Source organism: Streptomyces tibetensis (assembly GCF_007655005.1).
Lineage (GTDB): Bacteria > Actinomycetota > Actinomycetes > Streptomycetales > Streptomycetaceae > Streptomyces > Streptomyces tibetensis.
This window is the reverse complement of sequence record NZ_SZVW01000023.1, coordinates 70,998-86,324: the sequence shown is the minus strand read 5'-3', so window position 1 is coordinate 86,324 and position 15,327 is coordinate 70,998. Positions and strand designations below refer to the sequence as shown.

The 15,327-nt window shown below is 70.9% G+C and carries 14 protein-coding genes and 1 pseudogene; 7 read left to right on the top strand and 8 right to left on the bottom strand.

The window, feature by feature from the left end; genetic code table 11:
* Entirely contained in the window at window positions 1–624 is a 624-nt protein-coding gene (locus tag FDO69_RS33250) for a CGNR zinc finger domain-containing protein (RefSeq protein WP_170320978.1), read from the top strand.
* On the opposite strand, the gene FDO69_RS33245 is transcribed toward FDO69_RS33250, so the two are convergent.
* Window positions 611–1,060, bottom strand: a complete 450-nt coding sequence (locus FDO69_RS33245; protein WP_104785643.1) for a winged helix-turn-helix transcriptional regulator — start codon at window positions 1,058–1,060, stop codon at window positions 611–613. The two genes, FDO69_RS33250 and FDO69_RS33245, sit on opposite strands and share 14 nt — an antisense overlap.
* Window positions 1,061–1,153: 93 nt before the next feature.
* Between FDO69_RS33245 and FDO69_RS33240 the strand changes: the two are divergent.
* Window positions 1,154–2,308: pseudogene (locus FDO69_RS33240) on the top strand (MFS transporter); the annotation flags it as partial.
* Between the two features lie 80 nt (window positions 2,309–2,388).
* On the opposite strand, the gene rarD reads toward FDO69_RS33240, so the two are convergent.
* Window positions 2,389–3,339, bottom strand: a complete 951-nt coding sequence (gene rarD, locus FDO69_RS33235) for an EamA family transporter RarD (protein ID WP_324828126.1) — start codon at window positions 3,337–3,339, stop codon at window positions 2,389–2,391.
* Window positions 3,340–3,534: 195 nt separating this feature from the next.
* Complete coding sequence (locus tag FDO69_RS33230; RefSeq protein WP_104785637.1) at window positions 3,535–4,389, bottom strand: SDR family oxidoreductase; 855 nt, start codon at window positions 4,387–4,389, stop codon at window positions 3,535–3,537.
* Between the two features lie 90 nt (window positions 4,390–4,479).
* Between FDO69_RS33230 and FDO69_RS33225 the strand changes: the two genes are divergently transcribed.
* A complete protein-coding gene (locus FDO69_RS33225) occupies window positions 4,480–4,860 on the top strand; it encodes a winged helix-turn-helix transcriptional regulator (protein ID WP_104785634.1) in 381 nt (126 codons plus the stop codon).
* A 33-nt stretch (window positions 4,861–4,893) separates the two neighbouring features.
* Here FDO69_RS33225 and FDO69_RS33220 read toward each other — a convergent pair whose 3' ends face one another.
* The 5 genes from FDO69_RS33220 to FDO69_RS33200 all read right to left on the bottom strand — a co-directional run bounded on the left by FDO69_RS33220 (window position 4,894) and on the right by FDO69_RS33200 (window position 11,765).
* Entirely contained in the window at window positions 4,894–5,973 is a 1,080-nt protein-coding gene (locus FDO69_RS33220; RefSeq protein WP_104785632.1) for a 2-oxoacid:ferredoxin oxidoreductase subunit beta, read from the bottom strand.
* The gene (locus tag FDO69_RS33215; protein ID WP_104785629.1) at window positions 5,966–7,891 is read right to left on the bottom strand and encodes a 2-oxoacid:acceptor oxidoreductase subunit alpha; all 1,926 of its coding nucleotides are present in this window, start codon (window positions 7,889–7,891) and stop codon (window positions 5,966–5,968) included. Before FDO69_RS33215 ends, FDO69_RS33220 begins: the two co-directional genes overlap by 8 nt.
* Before the next feature lie 176 nt (window positions 7,892–8,067).
* Window positions 8,068–8,739: a response regulator transcription factor gene (locus tag FDO69_RS33210; protein WP_104785788.1), complete on the bottom strand. Its 672-nt coding sequence runs from the start codon at window positions 8,737–8,739 to the stop codon at window positions 8,068–8,070.
* 271 nt (window positions 8,740–9,010) lie between these two features.
* A complete protein-coding gene (locus tag FDO69_RS33205; RefSeq protein ID WP_104785626.1) occupies window positions 9,011–10,372 on the bottom strand; it encodes a sensor histidine kinase in 1,362 nt (453 codons plus the stop codon).
* 181 nt (window positions 10,373–10,553) lie between these two features.
* On the bottom strand, window positions 10,554–11,765 hold the full coding sequence (locus tag FDO69_RS33200) for a sensor histidine kinase (RefSeq protein WP_104785623.1): 1,212 nt from the start codon (window positions 11,763–11,765) through the stop codon (window positions 10,554–10,556).
* Between the two features lie 225 nt (window positions 11,766–11,990).
* On the opposite strand from FDO69_RS33200, the gene FDO69_RS33195 reads away from it, so the two are divergent.
* From FDO69_RS33195 to FDO69_RS33180, 4 genes are read left to right on the top strand one after another with little or no spacing between them, the layout of a single operon-like run.
* On the top strand, window positions 11,991–12,398 hold the full coding sequence (locus FDO69_RS33195) for an NADH-quinone oxidoreductase subunit A (protein WP_104785621.1): 408 nt from the start codon (window positions 11,991–11,993) through the stop codon (window positions 12,396–12,398).
* Window positions 12,389–13,003 (top strand): NADH-quinone oxidoreductase subunit B, encoded by a 615-nt coding sequence (locus FDO69_RS33190; protein ID WP_104785618.1) that lies wholly within the window; start codon window positions 12,389–12,391, stop codon window positions 13,001–13,003. Before FDO69_RS33195 ends, FDO69_RS33190 begins: the two co-directional genes overlap by 10 nt.
* A complete protein-coding gene (locus FDO69_RS33185; RefSeq protein WP_104785615.1) occupies window positions 13,000–14,361 on the top strand; it encodes an NADH-quinone oxidoreductase subunit C in 1,362 nt (453 codons plus the stop codon). The genes FDO69_RS33190 and FDO69_RS33185 overlap by 4 nt, the downstream gene beginning before the upstream one ends.
* Entirely contained in the window at window positions 14,358–15,326 is a 969-nt protein-coding gene (locus FDO69_RS33180) for a complex I subunit 1/NuoH family protein (protein ID WP_104785612.1), read from the top strand. The genes FDO69_RS33185 and FDO69_RS33180 overlap by 4 nt, the downstream gene beginning before the upstream one ends.
* Window position 15,327 lies beyond the last annotated feature (1 nt).

The following is a 15,327-nucleotide window of genomic DNA, read 5'->3' as shown; positions in this document are numbered from 1 at the left end:
GTGAGTGGACGCGGAGGGGAAACGCCGGAGCGGACGCCGGGCCTGACGCTCGTCTCGGGCGGAGGCAAGCCCTACCGCTTCGACCCCGGCACCCTGTGCCTGGAGCTGACGACGACCGGCGGCCCGGGGGCCTTCGCCCGCTGGGAAGTGCTGTACGAACCCGCCGACCTGGTCACCTGGGCCGAGCGCAGCCGTCTGCCGGACGGGCTCGAACTCACCGTGTCGGTCGAGGAACTGGAGCATGCCCGTACCCTGCGCGACGCCGTGTTCCTGCTCGCCGCCGACCGCGCCCACGGCCGCCCCCTGCGGGCCGCCCACCTGGACGTCGTCAACGCCGCCGCGGCCGCGCCCCCGCTCGTCGCCCGCATCGAGCCCGGCGGCACCCGATCCTGGGCCCCCGGTGCCACGGGCACCCACCTGCTCGCGACCGTCGCCCGCGACGCGATCGACCTGTTCACCGGGCCCTACGCCGACCGCGTCCGGGAGTGCGGCGCGCACGACTGCCACCTGCTCTTCGTCGACACCTCCCGCCCGGGCCGCCGCCGCTGGTGCGCGATGGAGCACTGCGGGAACCGCGAGAAGGCCCGGGTGCACCGGTCCCGCCACGCTCCTACGACGCCGTAGCGTCCACGGCCTGCGCCGCGCGGGAGTCGTACGCGGTCCTGGCCGCCGCGATCTCCTCCTGATGTTTCTCCGTCCAGGTCACCAGGGACTGGATCGTCGCGTGCAGCGTCCTGCCGAGCGAGGTCAGCTCGTATTCGACGCGGGGCGGCACCACCGGGTGCACCGTCCGTTTCACCAGGCCGTCCCGCTCCAGCGAGCGCAGGGTCACGGTCAGCATCCGCTGGCTGACCCCGTCGATCTCCCGGCGCAGCTCCGTGAAGCGCAGCCGCCGGTTCTCCAGCAGCGCGATGACCAGCAGGGACCACTTGTCGGCGATCCGGTCGAGGATCTGCCGGACCTGGCAGTCCTCGCGCGTGTCCCACTGGAAGGGATCGGCATCGCCGTAGTCCACGGTGCTCGCGCAGTGACTCGGTGACTTCGAAGTGCCTTCTTCCATGTCCGCCGATGCTGCCGCAGGGTGGGCCCTGGTTACAAGAGGGAACCGACCCTCACTTGCGTAACCGTCCCCGACCGGGAGGAGTGTTGACTCATGGGCACCCGTGCCTGGGCGCTACTGCTCGTTCTGTGCGGAACGATCTTCCTCGAAGGCATCGACGTCGCCATGATGGCGGTGGCGATCCCGGCCGTCCGGGCCGATCTGGGCCTTTCCACCGGCACCGCGGCCTGGGTCATGAGCGGCTACGTGCTCGGCTACGCCGGCTTCACCCTGCTGGGTGGGCGGGCCGCCGACCTGCTCGGACGACGGCGGATGTTCCTGCTCTGGCTGACCGTCTTCCTCGCCTTCTCGGGGCTCGGCGGCTTCGCGACGGACGGCTGGATGCTGATCGTCGCCCGGTTCGTCACCGGCGTCGCCGCCGCCTTCATGACCCCGGCCGCGCTCTCCCTGATCACCACGTCGTACGAGGAGGGCCCGCAGCGCAACAAGGCCCTGCTGGTCTTCGCCGGGACGGGCGCGGCCGGGTTCTCCCTCGGCCTGGTGATCGGCGGTCTGCTCACCGAGATCGGCTGGCGCTGGGTGTTCTTCGCCCCCGTGCTGCTGGCCGCCGCCCTGCTCGTCGCCGCCGTACGCCTGATCCCCCGGCGCGACGCCCCGCCGAAGCTCCGGCGCACCTTCGACCTCCCCGGTGCGGTCACCGCCGCAGGCGCCATGCTGCTGGCCGCCTACACCGTCGTACGGCTGGAGGACGGTCTGCACCACTGGCCGCTCAGCCTGGCCTCCGGTCTCGCGGCCGTCTCGCTGGCCGGTGTCTTCGTCGCCGTCGAACGCCGCTGCCCCGACCCGCTGGTCCGGCTCGGTCTGCTGCGTCAGGGCCCGGTCGTGCGCGCCGACCTGGGGGCGCTGCTCTTCCTCGGCGCCTTCTTCGGCTTCCAGTTCGTCGTTACGCTCTACCTGCAGGAACTGCGCGGCTGGTCGCCCCGGCAGACGGCGGTGGCCCTGGTCGTCATGGGCATCGACGCCGTCCTCGCGCCGACGCTCACACCGAGACTGGTCGCCCGCTGGGGCAACGCCCGGGTGATCGTCGGCGGGTTCGTCCTGGCCGCGACCGCGTACGCGTTGTTCCTGCCCGTCGGCATGGACTGGTCGTACGCGGCGATGTTCCCGACGCTGCTCCTCGCGGGCCTCGCCTTCGCCCTGGCCTACGGGCCGCTGACGATCGCGGCGACGGACGGGGTGGCGGAGTCGGAGCAGGGCCTGGCCGGCGGGCTCCTGACCACGGCGACGCAGTTCGGCTCCGCCATCGGCATCTCGGCGGTGACCGCGGTCTACGGCCTGGCGTCCAGCGGGCCCGGCCCGGAGGCCACGCTCTCTGCGTTCCGCGCGGCGCTGACCGTGCCGGTCGCGCTCGTGGTGCTCGGCACATTGATCTCGCTGGTGAGCGTCCGGGAGGCCCGGCGAGCGGCGCGCAGCGCGTCCCAGGTAAGCAGCGTCAACGCAAGCCACACCAACGCGAACCCGGCCCAGCGCTCCGGCGGCATCTCCTCGTGGAAGTAGAGGATGCCGAGCAGGAACTGGAGGACCGGCGTCGAGTACTGCAGCAGGCCGATGGTGGACAGCGGCACGCGAATGGCGGCCGCGCCGAAGCAGACCAGGGGGAGCGCGGTGACGATGCCGGCCGAGGCGAGCAGCGCCGCGTGCCCCGTGCCCTCGGTCGTGAAGGTGGAGCCGCCCTGCGCGGTCAGCCAGACCAGGAAGCCGAGCGCGGGCAGGAACTGGATCGCGGTCTCGGCGGCCAGCGACTCGATGCCGCCGAGGCCCACCTTCTTCTTCACCAGCCCGTAGGTGGCGAAGGAGAACGCGAGGCAGAGCGAGATCCACGGGGGCCGGCCGTAGCCGATGGTCAGCACGACGACGGCCGCGCAGCCGGTCCCGACCGCCGCCCACTGCGCCGGCCGCAGCCGTTCCTTGAGCAGCAGCACGCCCATCGCGATGGTGACCAGCGGGTTGATGAAGTACCCGAGCGAGGCCTCGACGACGTGCCCGGAGTTCACGGACCAGATGTACAGGCCCCAGTTGACGGTGATGACCGCCGCGGCGACCGTGATCAGCGCCAGTTTGCGGGGCTGGCGCAGCAGCTCACCGGCCCAGGCCCAGCGGCGCAGCACGAGCAGGGCCGCGCCCACGAAGACCAGTGACCACACCATCCGGTGGGCCAGGATCTCGGCCGCGCCGGCCGGCTTCAGCAGGGGCCAGAACAGGGGGACCAGCCCCCACATCCCGTAGGCCGCGAAGCCGTTCAGCAGTCCTATGTGCCGCTCACCCCTCGGCTTGCCGGTCACAGCCCCTCCTTCGCGCCTGGCGTGCGTCCGCGTTCACGACGGTAACGCCGAGTGCCCCCGGATGTCATGCCCGTATCGGCATACGGTCATGACATCCGGGGGTGGGACGGCTCAAGGGCCCGCCGGGGGAGTTCAGCCCTTGAGCGCCGTGGCGATGGCCTCGGAGAGCGGGGTGGTCGGACGGCCGGTCAGACGCGACAGGTCACCGCTGGAGACGACCAGCTCGCCCTTCTCGATGGAGACGTCCACACCGGCGAGGGTGCGGGCGAACGGCTCGGGCAGGCCGGCGCCCGTCAGGATGCCGACGAGGGCGTCGGGGGAGACCGCGCTGTAGGTGATCTCCTTGCCGGTCTGGCGGCTCAGTTCCGCCGCGTACTCGGCGAAGCTCCACGGGGTGTCGCCGCCCAGCTCGTACGTCGTGTTCTCGTGTCCCTCGCCGGTCAGCACGGCGACGGCGGCGGCGGCGTAGTCGGCGCGGGAGGCGGAGGAGAGCTTGCCCTCGCCGGCCGCGGCGACGACCGCGTTGTGCTCCAGCACCGGGGCGAGGTTCTCGGTGTAGTTCTCGTGGTACCAGCCGTTGCGCAGCAGCGCGTAGGGCACTCCGGAGTCCAGCAGGATCTCCTCGGTGCCGCGGTGGTCGTCGGCGAGCGAGGCGGTCAGGGTGCCGGGGGCGCTGGTGTAGGCGAGCAGGGCCACGCCGGCGGCCTTGGCGGCGTCGATGACGACCTTGTGCTGCTGCACACGGCCCTTGTCGAACTCGTTGCCGGAGATCAGCAGCACCTTGTCACCGGCGGAGAAGAGCCCGTCGTACGAGGCGGGGTCGTTGTAGTCGGCGAGGGCGATCTTCACGCCGCGGTCGGCGAAGCCGGAGGCCTTGTCCGCGTTGCGCACGACCGCGGTGATCTGGTCGGCCGGGACCTTCTCCAGCAGCTGCTCCACGACGTGACGGCCGAGGTTTCCGGTGGCTCCGGTGACGACGATGCTCATGGTGAGACTCTCCTTGTGGGGTGCGTTGGCACTAACCCTAGGAGAAGCGCTAACTATTGGAAAGTACCCACTTTGAAGTAAGGTACTGGCATGGCGGTAAGTGACAACGAAGCCCTGTGCCCGTACCGGCTGGTCCTGGAGCACGTGACCAGCCGCTGGGGCGTGCTCGTCCTGATCGAGCTCCTGGACCGGCCGTACCGGTTCAGCGAGCTGCGCCGGACGATCGGCGCATACGGCGGCCGGGGCGTCAGCGAGAAGATGCTCACGCAGACTCTCCAGACCCTGGAGCGGGACGGACTCGTCCACCGCGACGCCAAGCCCGTCATCCCGCCGCGCGTCGACTACTCCCTCACCGCCCTGGGCCGAGAGGCCGCCGAGCAGGTGCGGGCCCTGTCGCAGTGGACGCGTGAGCGCATGGACGACGTGGAGAAGGCGCGGCAGACATACGATGAGGCCCGGGCCGCCTCGTAGCGGTCCCGGGCCTCGGGGTGTGTGTCCGGCAGGTCAGCCCACGACCGTCCAGGTGTCGCCGCCCGCCAGCAGCGCGCCCAGGTCGCCCTTGCCGTGCTGCTCGATCGCGGTGTCGAGCTGGTCGGCCATCTGCGTGTCGTAGACGGGCCGCTCGACGGAGCGCAGGACACCGATCGGGGTGTGGTGCAGGGTGTCCGGATCGGCGAGGCGGGACAGCGCGAACGCCGTGGTCGGGGACGGGGAGTGCGCGTCGTGGACGAGCACCTGGTCCTCGTTCTCAGGCGTCACCGCGACCACCTTCAGATCACCGGTCTGCGGATCCCGGACCACACCCTTGGCCTGGTCGGCGCCGAACCGGATGGGCTTGCCGTGCTCCAGCCGGATCACGGCCTCCTCGGCCTGCTGCTTGTCCTTGAGGGCGTCGAAGGCGCCGTCATTGAAGATGTTGCAGTTCTGGTAGATCTCGATCAGCGCCGTGCCCTGGTGGGCGGAGGCCTGGCGCAGCACCTCCGTCAGGTGCTTGCGGTCCGAGTCCACCGTCCGCGCCACGAAGGACGCCTCCGCGCCGAGCGCCAGCGACACCGGGTTGAACGGCGCGTCCAGCGAACCCATCGGCGTCGACTTGGTGATCTTCCCGACCTCGGAGGTCGGCGAGTACTGGCCCTTGGTCAGACCGTAGATCCGGTTGTTGAACAGCAGGATCTTGAGGTTGACGTTGCGGCGCAGCGCGTGGATCAGGTGGTTGCCGCCGATGGACAGCGCGTCGCCGTCACCGGTGACGACCCACACCGACAGATCCCGGCGGGAGCTCGCCAGACCCGTGGCGATGGCGGGGGCGCGGCCGTGGATGGAGTGCATCCCGTACGTGTTCATGTAGTACGGGAAGCGCGACGAGCAGCCGATGCCCGAGACGAAGACGATGTTCTCCTTCGCCAGCCCCAGCTCCGGCATGAAGCCCTGCACCGCCGCGAGGATGGCGTAGTCGCCGCAGCCGGGGCACCAGCGCACTTCCTGGTCGGACTTGAAGTCCTTCATCGACTGCCTGCCCTCGGCCTTGGGGACGAGGGAAAGCGCCTCGATGGTGCCCGTGCCGTGCGTGGACGTCTCAGCCATCGATGGCCTCCTTCAGAGCCGCGGCGAGCTGCTCCGCCTTGAACGGCATGCCGTTGACCTGGGTGTACGAGTGGGCGTCGACCAGGTACTTCGCCCGGATGAGCGTGGCGAGCTGCCCGAGGTTCATCTCGGGGATCACCACCTTGTCGTAACGCTCCAGCACGGAACCCAGATTCCGCGGGAAGGGGTTGAGATGGCGCAGATGCGCCTGCGCGACGGACTCCCCGGTCCTGCGCAGCCGCCGCACCGCCGCCGTGATCGGCCCGTACGTCGAGCCCCAGCCCAGGACCAGCGTCTTCGCCCCGTGGGGATCGTCCACCTCGACGTCCGGGACGTCGATACCGTCGATCTTCGCCTGCCGGGTGCGCACCATGAAGTCGTGGTTGGCCGGGTCGTAGGAGATGTTGCCCGTGCCGTCCTGCTTCTCGATGCCGCCGATCCGGTGCTCCAGACCCGGTGTGCCCGGGATCGCCCACGGGCGGGCCAGTGTCTGCGGGTCCCGCTTGTACGGCCAGAACACCTCGGAGCCGTCGTCGAGCGTGTGGTTCGGCCCCTGCGCGAACTGCACCCGCAGGTCCGGCAACTCCTCGATGTCGGGGATCCGCCAGGGCTCGGAGCCGTTGGCCAGGTAGCCGTCGGACAGCAGGAACACGGGCGTGCGGTACGTCAGCGCGATCCGCGCCGCCTCCAGTGCGGCGTCGAAGCAGTCCGCCGGGGTGCGCGGCGCGACCACCGGCACCGGCGCCTCGCCGTTGCGCCCGTACATCGCCTGGAGCAGGTCCGCCTGCTCGGTCTTGGTGGGCAGACCCGTCGACGGACCACCGCGCTGGATGTCCACGACCAGCAGCGGCAGCTCCAGCGAGACCGCGAGACCGATCGTCTCCGACTTCAGCGCCACACCCGGACCGCTCGTCGTGGTCACGGCCAGCGAACCACCGAAGGCCGCGCCCAGCGCGGCCCCGATGCCGGCGATCTCGTCCTCCGCCTGGAAGGTCCGCACACCGAAGTTCTTGTGTTTGCTCAGCTCGTGCAGGATGTCCGACGCCGGAGTGATCGGGTACGACCCCAGGTACAGCGGCAGATCCGCCTGCCGGCTCGCCGCGACCAGCCCGTACGACAGGGCGAGGTTGCCGGAGATGTTGCGATAGACACCCGGCGGGAACGCCGTGGCCGCCGGGGCGACCTCGTAGGATACGGCGAAGTCCTCCGTCGTCTCGCCGAAGTTCCAGCCGGCCCGGAACGCCGCGATGTTGGCCGCCGCGATGTCGGGCTTCTTCGCGAACTTCGACTTCAGGAACTTCTCGGTGCCCTCGGTGGGCCGGTGGTACATCCAGCTGAGCAGGCCCAGCGCGAACATGTTCTTGCTGCGCTCGGCCTCCTTGCGGCTGAGGTCGAACTCCTTGAGCGCCTCGACCGTGAGCGTCGTCAGCGGCACGGGGTGCAGGTGGTAGCCGTCCAGCGATCCGTCCTCCAGCGGGGACGTCTCGTAGCCGACCTTCTGCAGCGCCCGCTTGGTGAACTCGTCCGTGTTGACGATCACCTCGGCGCCGCGCGGCAGGTCGCCGATGTTGGCCTTCAGTGCGGCCGGGTTCATCGCCACCAGCACGTTCGGCGCGTCGCCGGGCGTGAGGATGTCGTGGTCGGCGAAGTGCAACTGGAAGGACGACACCCCCGGCAGGGTCCCTGCGGGCGCCCTGATCTCGGCAGGGAAGTTCGGCAGGGTCGACAGGTCGTTGCCGAACGACGCGGTCTCCGAGGTGAAACGGTCACCGGTGAGCTGCATACCGTCACCCGAGTCCCCCGCGAACCTGATGATCACCCGGTCGAGGCGACGCACGTCCTTCGCGCCCGCCGCTTTGCGCTGCTCTCCCACGACTGATTCGTCGGCCTGCTCCGGGCTACTGACCTGGCTGGTCACTGAACTGGACCTCCCTCGAGGACGCTGTCCGGGACAGACCTTCCCGCAGGCCTTCCCTGGATCAACACTACGACCGCAAGGGTCGCCTTCTTGGGGTCATTCGCATCTTGGACACGACTTCGGTATGGCTATGCATCCGCGTTTGTCCGGGTTTCCGGGGTCAGGGATCGTGAACGTCAGGAGTTCAGATACGTCAGCACGGCCAGGACCCTGCGGTGGTCGCCCTCGCTCGGGGACAGCCCCAGCTTCAGGAAGATGTTGCTGACGTGCTTCTCGACCGCCCCGTCGCTGACCACGAGCTGCCGCGCGACCGCAGAGTTCGTCCGCCCCTCGGCCATCAGCCCGAGCACCTCACGCTCCCTCGGGGTGAGCCCCGCCAGCACGTCCTGCTTGCGGCTGCGGCCCAGCAGCTGCGCGACCACCTCCGGGTCGAGCGCCGTACCGCCCTCCGCCACCCGCACCACCGCGTCCACGAACTCGCGTACATCGGCGACCCGGTCCTTCAGCAGGTAGCCGACACCCCGGCTGGACCCCGCGAGCAGCTCCGTGGCGTAGCGCTCCTCCACGTACTGAGACAGCACCAGCACCCCGAGCCCCGGGTGGGCCCTGCGCAGCTGCACCGCGGCACGCACCCCCTCGTCGGTGTGCGTCGGCGGCATACGGACGTCGGCCACGACCACGTCCGGCAGCTCGCCCTGCGCGTCCAGCTCCGTGATGGTCTTGATCAGTGCCTCGCCGTCACCCACACCGGCGACGACGTCGTGCCCGCGGTCGGTCAGCAGCCGGGTCAGGCCCTCCCTGAGCAGCACTGAATCCTCGGCGATGACCACCCGCACCCTGTCCTCCACGATGTCCGGCCCCCACAACCCGATGCCGCCCGTCCGCAGCCCACAACGGCTGCGCGCCCACCCGTACGACGGGTCCAGCATTTCAGGGTCGGGGGATGGTTGGGGGCAGGAGCGGCTTCTTGTCCGACGGAATCGAGAGGGGCCTGCTTTTCTCGTCGGGGTGGTGCCTTCTCGTCCGGGTGGTGGGTGGGCGAAGGCCGGGGGGCCAGGGGGCGGAGCCCCGTGGCGGGGTCACCGGCGCGGAGCCCCGGCATCACACCCCGGCCGGAGGTCACCGCATATGAGCTCCCCGCCACGGCAGCTCCGCCGTCACCCGGGTCGGTCCACCCGTCGGCGAGTCCACCACCAGGATCCCGTCCACCGCGTCGAGCCGGTCCACCAGCCCCGCCAGCCCCGACCCCCCGGACACGTCGGCCCCGCCCACCCCGTTGTCCACGACCTGCAGCATCAGCCGGTCCTCCGTCCGCCACACCTCCACGCCGGCCCAGGTGGCCCGCGCGTGCTTGCTGATGTTCTGCAGCAATTCCGACACCGTGAAGTACGCGATCCCCTCGATCGCCGGCGCCGGCCGCTCCGCCAGGTCGACCTCGACCCGCACCGGCACCGTGCAGCGCGAGGCGACCGCCGACAGGGCCGCGTCCAGACCGCGGTCGGTCAGGACCGCCGGGTGGATGCCGCGCGCCAGGTCCCGCAGCTCCTGCAGCGCCGTCTTCACCTCACCGTGCGCCTCGTCCACCATCCGCGCGGCCGCCCGCGGGTCCTCCTGGAGCTTCTCCTTCGCCAGCCCCAGATCCATGGCCAGCGCCACCAGCCGGGCCTGCGCCCCGTCGTGCAGATCCCGCTCGATACGGCGCAGATCGGCCGCAGCGGTGTCGACCACCACCCCACGGTCCGACTCCAGCTCCACCACCCGCGAGGCCAGCCGCGACGGCCCGAGCAGCCCGTGCACCAGCAGCCGGTCCACCATCGTCAGCGCCCGCACGAGCCATGGAGCGGCGATCGTGAACAGCAGCCCCACCAGCGCGGTCACCGTGATCTCGAAGGGGTTGTCGAGGTAGATCCGGTGCGTGCCGTCGCCGTACAGCTGGAGCCCGTCCGGGCCGGCGTGCATCGGGAGCGCCCAGAACCACAGCGGGTACGTCAGCAGTGCCCAGCCCAGCAACCACACGTGCAGGGCGACGGCGAACGAGAACACCGCCCAGGGCAGTTGCACCACCGCGTACAGCAGGGCCCGCCACGAGACGCCGCTCTTGAGGACGGCCCCCATCCACGCCATCGCGCCCGGCTTGGTCATCCGCAGCGGCTCCGGCTCGCCCACCTCCAGGCCCAGCAGCGTCCGCGCCCGGGTCCGCTCCAGCGCCCCGAAGCCGCGGCACCCGGCGAGCGCCGCCGCCAGCACCGGTATGCCGAGGAACGTGACCAGCAGTCCCGCCCCCAGCGACACCATCGTGACCGCGTAGGTGAACATCAGGATGCCGACCGGCAGGCTGAGCAGCACGTGGGCGAGCTCGCGCCAGGTGCGGCCCTCGACCGGCGCCCGCAGCGCGGTCGGCAACCGGTGCCGCCGTTCGGTGCTTCCGGGGAACCCGGACCCACTGTCGAGCCCGTACCCCTGTCCGTACTCCGTGGCCATCGACGCCGTCCTTCTCCTCGTACCGCAGCCGTGCTCTCGTACCTCCACCCTGCTCCGCCGCAGATCGGCGGACCATGGAGTCCGTCGGCGTCTTGAACGGGGGTTTCCCCTACCCCCGGGCCTCGGACCGGTCCCTACCCCCGGGCCTCGGACCGGTCAGGAGCCCCGGGCCTCGGACCGGTCACGAGCCCCGGGCCTCGGACCGGTCACGCCACGGCAGTTCCGCCGTGACCGTCGTCGGGCCGCCCTCGGGCGACTCCAGCACGAACAGCCCGTCGACGGCCTCCAGCCGCTCCGCCAGGCCCTTCATCCCCGTACCGCCGTCGAGGCTCGCACCCCCACCGCCGTCGTCCCACACCTGGATCAGCAGCCGGGTGTCGGTCCGCCACACTTCCACCGAGGCCGACTTCGCCCTGCTGTGCTTGCTGACGTTCTGCAGCAACTCCGACACGGTGAAGTAGGCGATGCCCTCGATCGCCGCGGCCGGCCGCTCCGGCAGATCGACCGTCACCTTCACCGGGACCGTGCAGCGCGTGGCGACCGAGGACAGGGCCGCGTCCAGGCCGCGGTCGGTCAGGACCGCAGGATGGATGCCTCGCGCCAGGTCCCGCAGCTCCTGCAGCGCCAGCTTCACCTCACCGTGTGCCTCCTCGACCATCACCGCCGCCGCGTCGGGATCCTCCAGCACCTTCTCCTTCGCCAGGCCGAGCCCCATCGCCAGATTGACCAGCCGGGCCTGTGCCCCGTCGTGCAGATCCCGCTCGATGCGCCGCAGGTCGGCCGCGGCCGTGTCCACCACGACCCCCCGGTCCGACTCCAGCTCGGCGATCCGCCGCTCCAGCTCGTCGGAGGGCGACAGCAGCGCCCGCACCATGGCCCGGTCGGCGTTGGTCAGCCCCCGCGCGATGAACGGCAGCACCGGCCACAGCACGAACAGCGAGACCAGCGTGACGCTGAAGGTGAGCACGCCCCAGGGCAGCCGGATGAACTCGTACAGGACCGTGCGCCAGCCCACCGGGTCCTTCAGCTGCAGCCACAGCCGCTGGAAGAAGCCGCCCTCGCCGCGCAGCCGCAGCCGGCTCGGCTCCTCGATCCGCACCCCGAGCAGAGCCCGGGCCCGCGCCCGCTCCAGCCTGCCCAACTGCCGTGCGCCCATGAGTCCGGCCGCGAGCAGCGGGAACCCGACCACCGTGACGGTCATCCCGAAACCGATGGACAGCATCGTCACGACATAGGTGAAACCGAACAGCGCGACCGGAAGGTTGGCCAGCAGGTGCGCGATCTCTTTCCAGGTGTGCCGGTCATAGGCGAGCCGGGCCGGCGGCGGACGGTCGTCCGGCCCGGCGGCCGACCGGGCCACCGTCGTGCCCGGGGACGGGATGCGTTGGGTCATGTGCGTTAGCGTGCCCGGCGGCGGACGGCTGCGCCATGAGGTGGGCCGCCAGGATCGACTGAGGAAAACCCCACCCCCCGTATGCCCGGCGGTGACGGGCTGCTTACCCTGCCCTTATCAGGGCCTAGACTCCCGTGCGTACAGATCGTCGAACGGCGGCATCCCCGTGAGCCGCGGCATCGTCGAAGGATCCAGGTCCGAATTCTGAGGGAGCGAGGGACGGACGTGCCGGAACCGACCGTCGTCACCACGACCGTCGTCGCGGCGGACTACTTCCAGTCCTACTCGGTCGTCGGACTGCTCGCCGTGATCGGCGTGCTGTTCGTCGCCGTCGCCTTCGGGGCAGGCCGCCTGCTGCGGCCCGTGGTCCCCACCCCCGAGAAGCTCCTGACGTACGAGTGCGGCGTCGACCCCGTCGGCGAGGGCTGGGCCCACACCCAGGTCCGCTACTACGTGTACGCCTTCCTCTACGTGATCTTCGCCGTCGACTCGATCTTCCTGTTCCCCTGGGCGACCGTCTTCGCCGCCCCCGGCTACGGCGCGACGACCCTGGCCGAGATGTTCATCTTCCTCGGCTTCCTGGCGGTCGGCCTGCTCTACGCCTACAAGAAGGGCGTCCTGGCATGGACGTGAACCCCTCGGTGTCCGAGCCTGTTCTGCTGCCCGAGCCCAAGCGGCTGGGCGCCCTGGCCCGCCTCGCCCCCGAGCCGATGAAGGTCGTCCTCAACTGGGGCCGCCGCTACTCGCTCTGGGTCTTCAACTTCGGCCTCGCCTGCTGCGCGATCGAGTTCATCGCCGCGTCGATGGCCCGCCACGACTTCATCCGCCTCGGCGTCATCCCGTTCGCCCCGGGCCCCCGCCAGGCCGACCTGATGGTCGTCTCCGGCACGGTCACGGACAAGATGGCCCCGGCCGTGAAGCGCCTCTACGAGCAGATGCCGGAACCGAAGTACGTCATCTCCTTCGGCGCGTGCAGCAACTGCGGCGGCCCCTACTGGGACTCCTACTCGGTCACCAAGGGTGTCGACCAGATCATCCCCGTCGACGTCTACGTCCCCGGCTGCCCGCCCCGCCCCGAGGCGCTGCTCCAGGGCATCCTGAAGCTCCAGGAGAAGATCGCCCGCGAGTCGCTGGGGGAGCGGTACGGCAGCGGTGCGGAGCGTCCTTCGGCGGCGGCGCTGCAGAGCGGACTGGTGCGGCCGCCCGCCCCGGAGACGACCTCGGGGGAGGGGCGATGACCGCCGTCGGCTGGCTGCCCGCGCCCGCCGAGGAGCTCTTCGGCCCGGACACCACGGCCGAGGAGTCCTACGAGGTCCTGGCGGTCGACGTCCCCCCGGCAGCCTGGATCACCGCCCTGGAGACCGCCCGCGACCGCCTCGGCTGCACCTACTTCGACTGGCTGAGCGCCGTCGACGAACCGGGCACGGGCTTCCATGTCACGGCCCACGTCGCCGCACTCTCTCCCGTCCGACGCCTCCTGCTGCGTACGACCGTCCCGCACGAGGCCCCCACCCTGCCCTCGGCGGTCGACGTCTACGCGGGCGCCGCCTGGCACGAACGCGAGACGTACGAGATGTTCGGCATCACCTTCGAAGGCCACCCGGCGCTGGACCACCTGCTCCTGCCCGAGAACTTCGAAGGCCACCCTTTGCGCAAGGACTTCGTCCTGGCCGCCCGCGTCGCCAAGGCCTGGCCCGGCGCGAAGGAGCCGGGCGAGTCGGAACACGGCGGCCCCAAGCGCCGCCAGATGCTCCCACCCGGCGTCCCCGACCCCAACGAATGGGGCCCCCTCAAAGGCCAACTCCCGCCGGCCCCCGCCCGAGGCGCAGGCCGCGCAGCAGGCGAACGCCCGGCCCGAGGCGCCGCACGCCCAGCGGGAGAACGCCCCGTACGACGCACTCGCTCGGTGTCGGAGGGGTCGGCGAGCCAGTCCACCGCGGGTGCGGAAACTCCGGCTGCCGGAGACGAGACTTCGGCTGCCCGGGCGGAGGCTTCGGCTGCCCGGGCCGAGGCTTCGGCTGCCGGTGGGCAGGGTCAGGGCGCTGATGCAGCAGGTGCGGCGGCAACTCCGCGACGGACGCGCACGGCCGCTGAGGGCTCGGCCAGCCCGCCGGCGCCCGACGAGTCGGCTGCCCGGGCTTCCTCGGGACCACGGCGAAGCCGCTCGGCGGCGCAGGGATCGGCGAGTCAGCAGCCCAACCGGCCGACGCCGACGTCCGACCCCGCATCCCCGACGTCCGCCCCCGCATCGTCGACGTCCGCCCCCGCATCGTCGAGCGCCCCGCGCAGCTCGGACGCCCCCTGGCACCACGCCCGTCCCGCCTTCGGCGAACCGGCCCCCGAACCGTCTCCCGAGGCGGCGCAGGCGCCTGCGCCGGAGTCTGCAGGCGGGCCGCAGCCCTCCGAGTCGCCGGACAACCCGGAGACCCGCGACACCCCGGACTCGGCGACCCAGCCGAACCTCTCGGACGACACCGCGAAGCCCACGGGCAACCCGGACAACCCCGAGAACCGTGAAGACCACGGAAATCCCGGGCACCCCAAGAATCCCGGGCACCCCAAGAATCCCGGGGACCCCGCAGGAGGCCCTCAGTGAACGACGTGCTCGACGTCGCTCTGCGACTCCTGGTCGTCTTCGTCGTCTTCCTCACCTTCCCCCTGATCATCGGCCAGACCGAACACAAGGTCATGGCCCATATGCAGGGCCGCCTCGGCCCCATGTACGCCGGCGGCTTCCACGGCTGGGCCCAGCTGATCGCCGACGGCGTGAAGTTCGCGCAGAAGGAAGACGTCGTCCCCGCGGGCGCCGACCGCCGCATCTTCCAACTGGCCCCCGCCGTCGCCCTCCTGCCCTACCTCCTCGTCCTGCTGGCCATCCCCATCGGCCCCGGCGAGGGAGCCGTCGGGCAGGTCATCGACGCGGGCGTCTTCTTCGTCCTGGCCGTCATGGGCGTCGGCGTCCTCGGCTCGCTCATGGCCGGCTGGGCGTCCGCGAACAAGTTCTCCCTCCTCGGCGGCCTGCGCACCGCCGCCCAGCTCCTCGCCTACGAACTGCCGATGCTCCTGACCGCCGCCTCGGTGGCGATGGCGGCCGGCACCGTCTCCCTCCCCGGCATCCTCGACGCCTTCGAGTGGTGGTGGCTGCCCTGGCAGATCATCGGCGCGATCGTGTTCTTCGTGGCCGGTCTCGCCGAACTCCAGCGCCCGCCCTTCGACATGCCCGTCGCCGACTCGGAGATCATCTTCGGCGCCTACACCGAGTACACCGGCCTCCGTTTCGCTCTCTTCCTCCTCGCCGAGTACGCCGGAATCGTCGTCCTGTGCGGCCTGACCACCGTCCTCTTCCTGGGCGGCTGGCACGGCCCCTGGGGCGCCGACGGCCTCGGCTGGGTCTGGACCCTGCTCAAGACCGCCGTCCTCGCCTTCCTCGTGATCTGGCTGCGCGTCACCTACCCGCGCCTGCGCGAGGACCAGCTCCAGAAGCTCGCCTGGACCCTCCTCGTCCCTCTCTCCCTCGCCCAGATCGCCCTCACCGGCATCGTCAAGGTGGTGATCCAGTAAC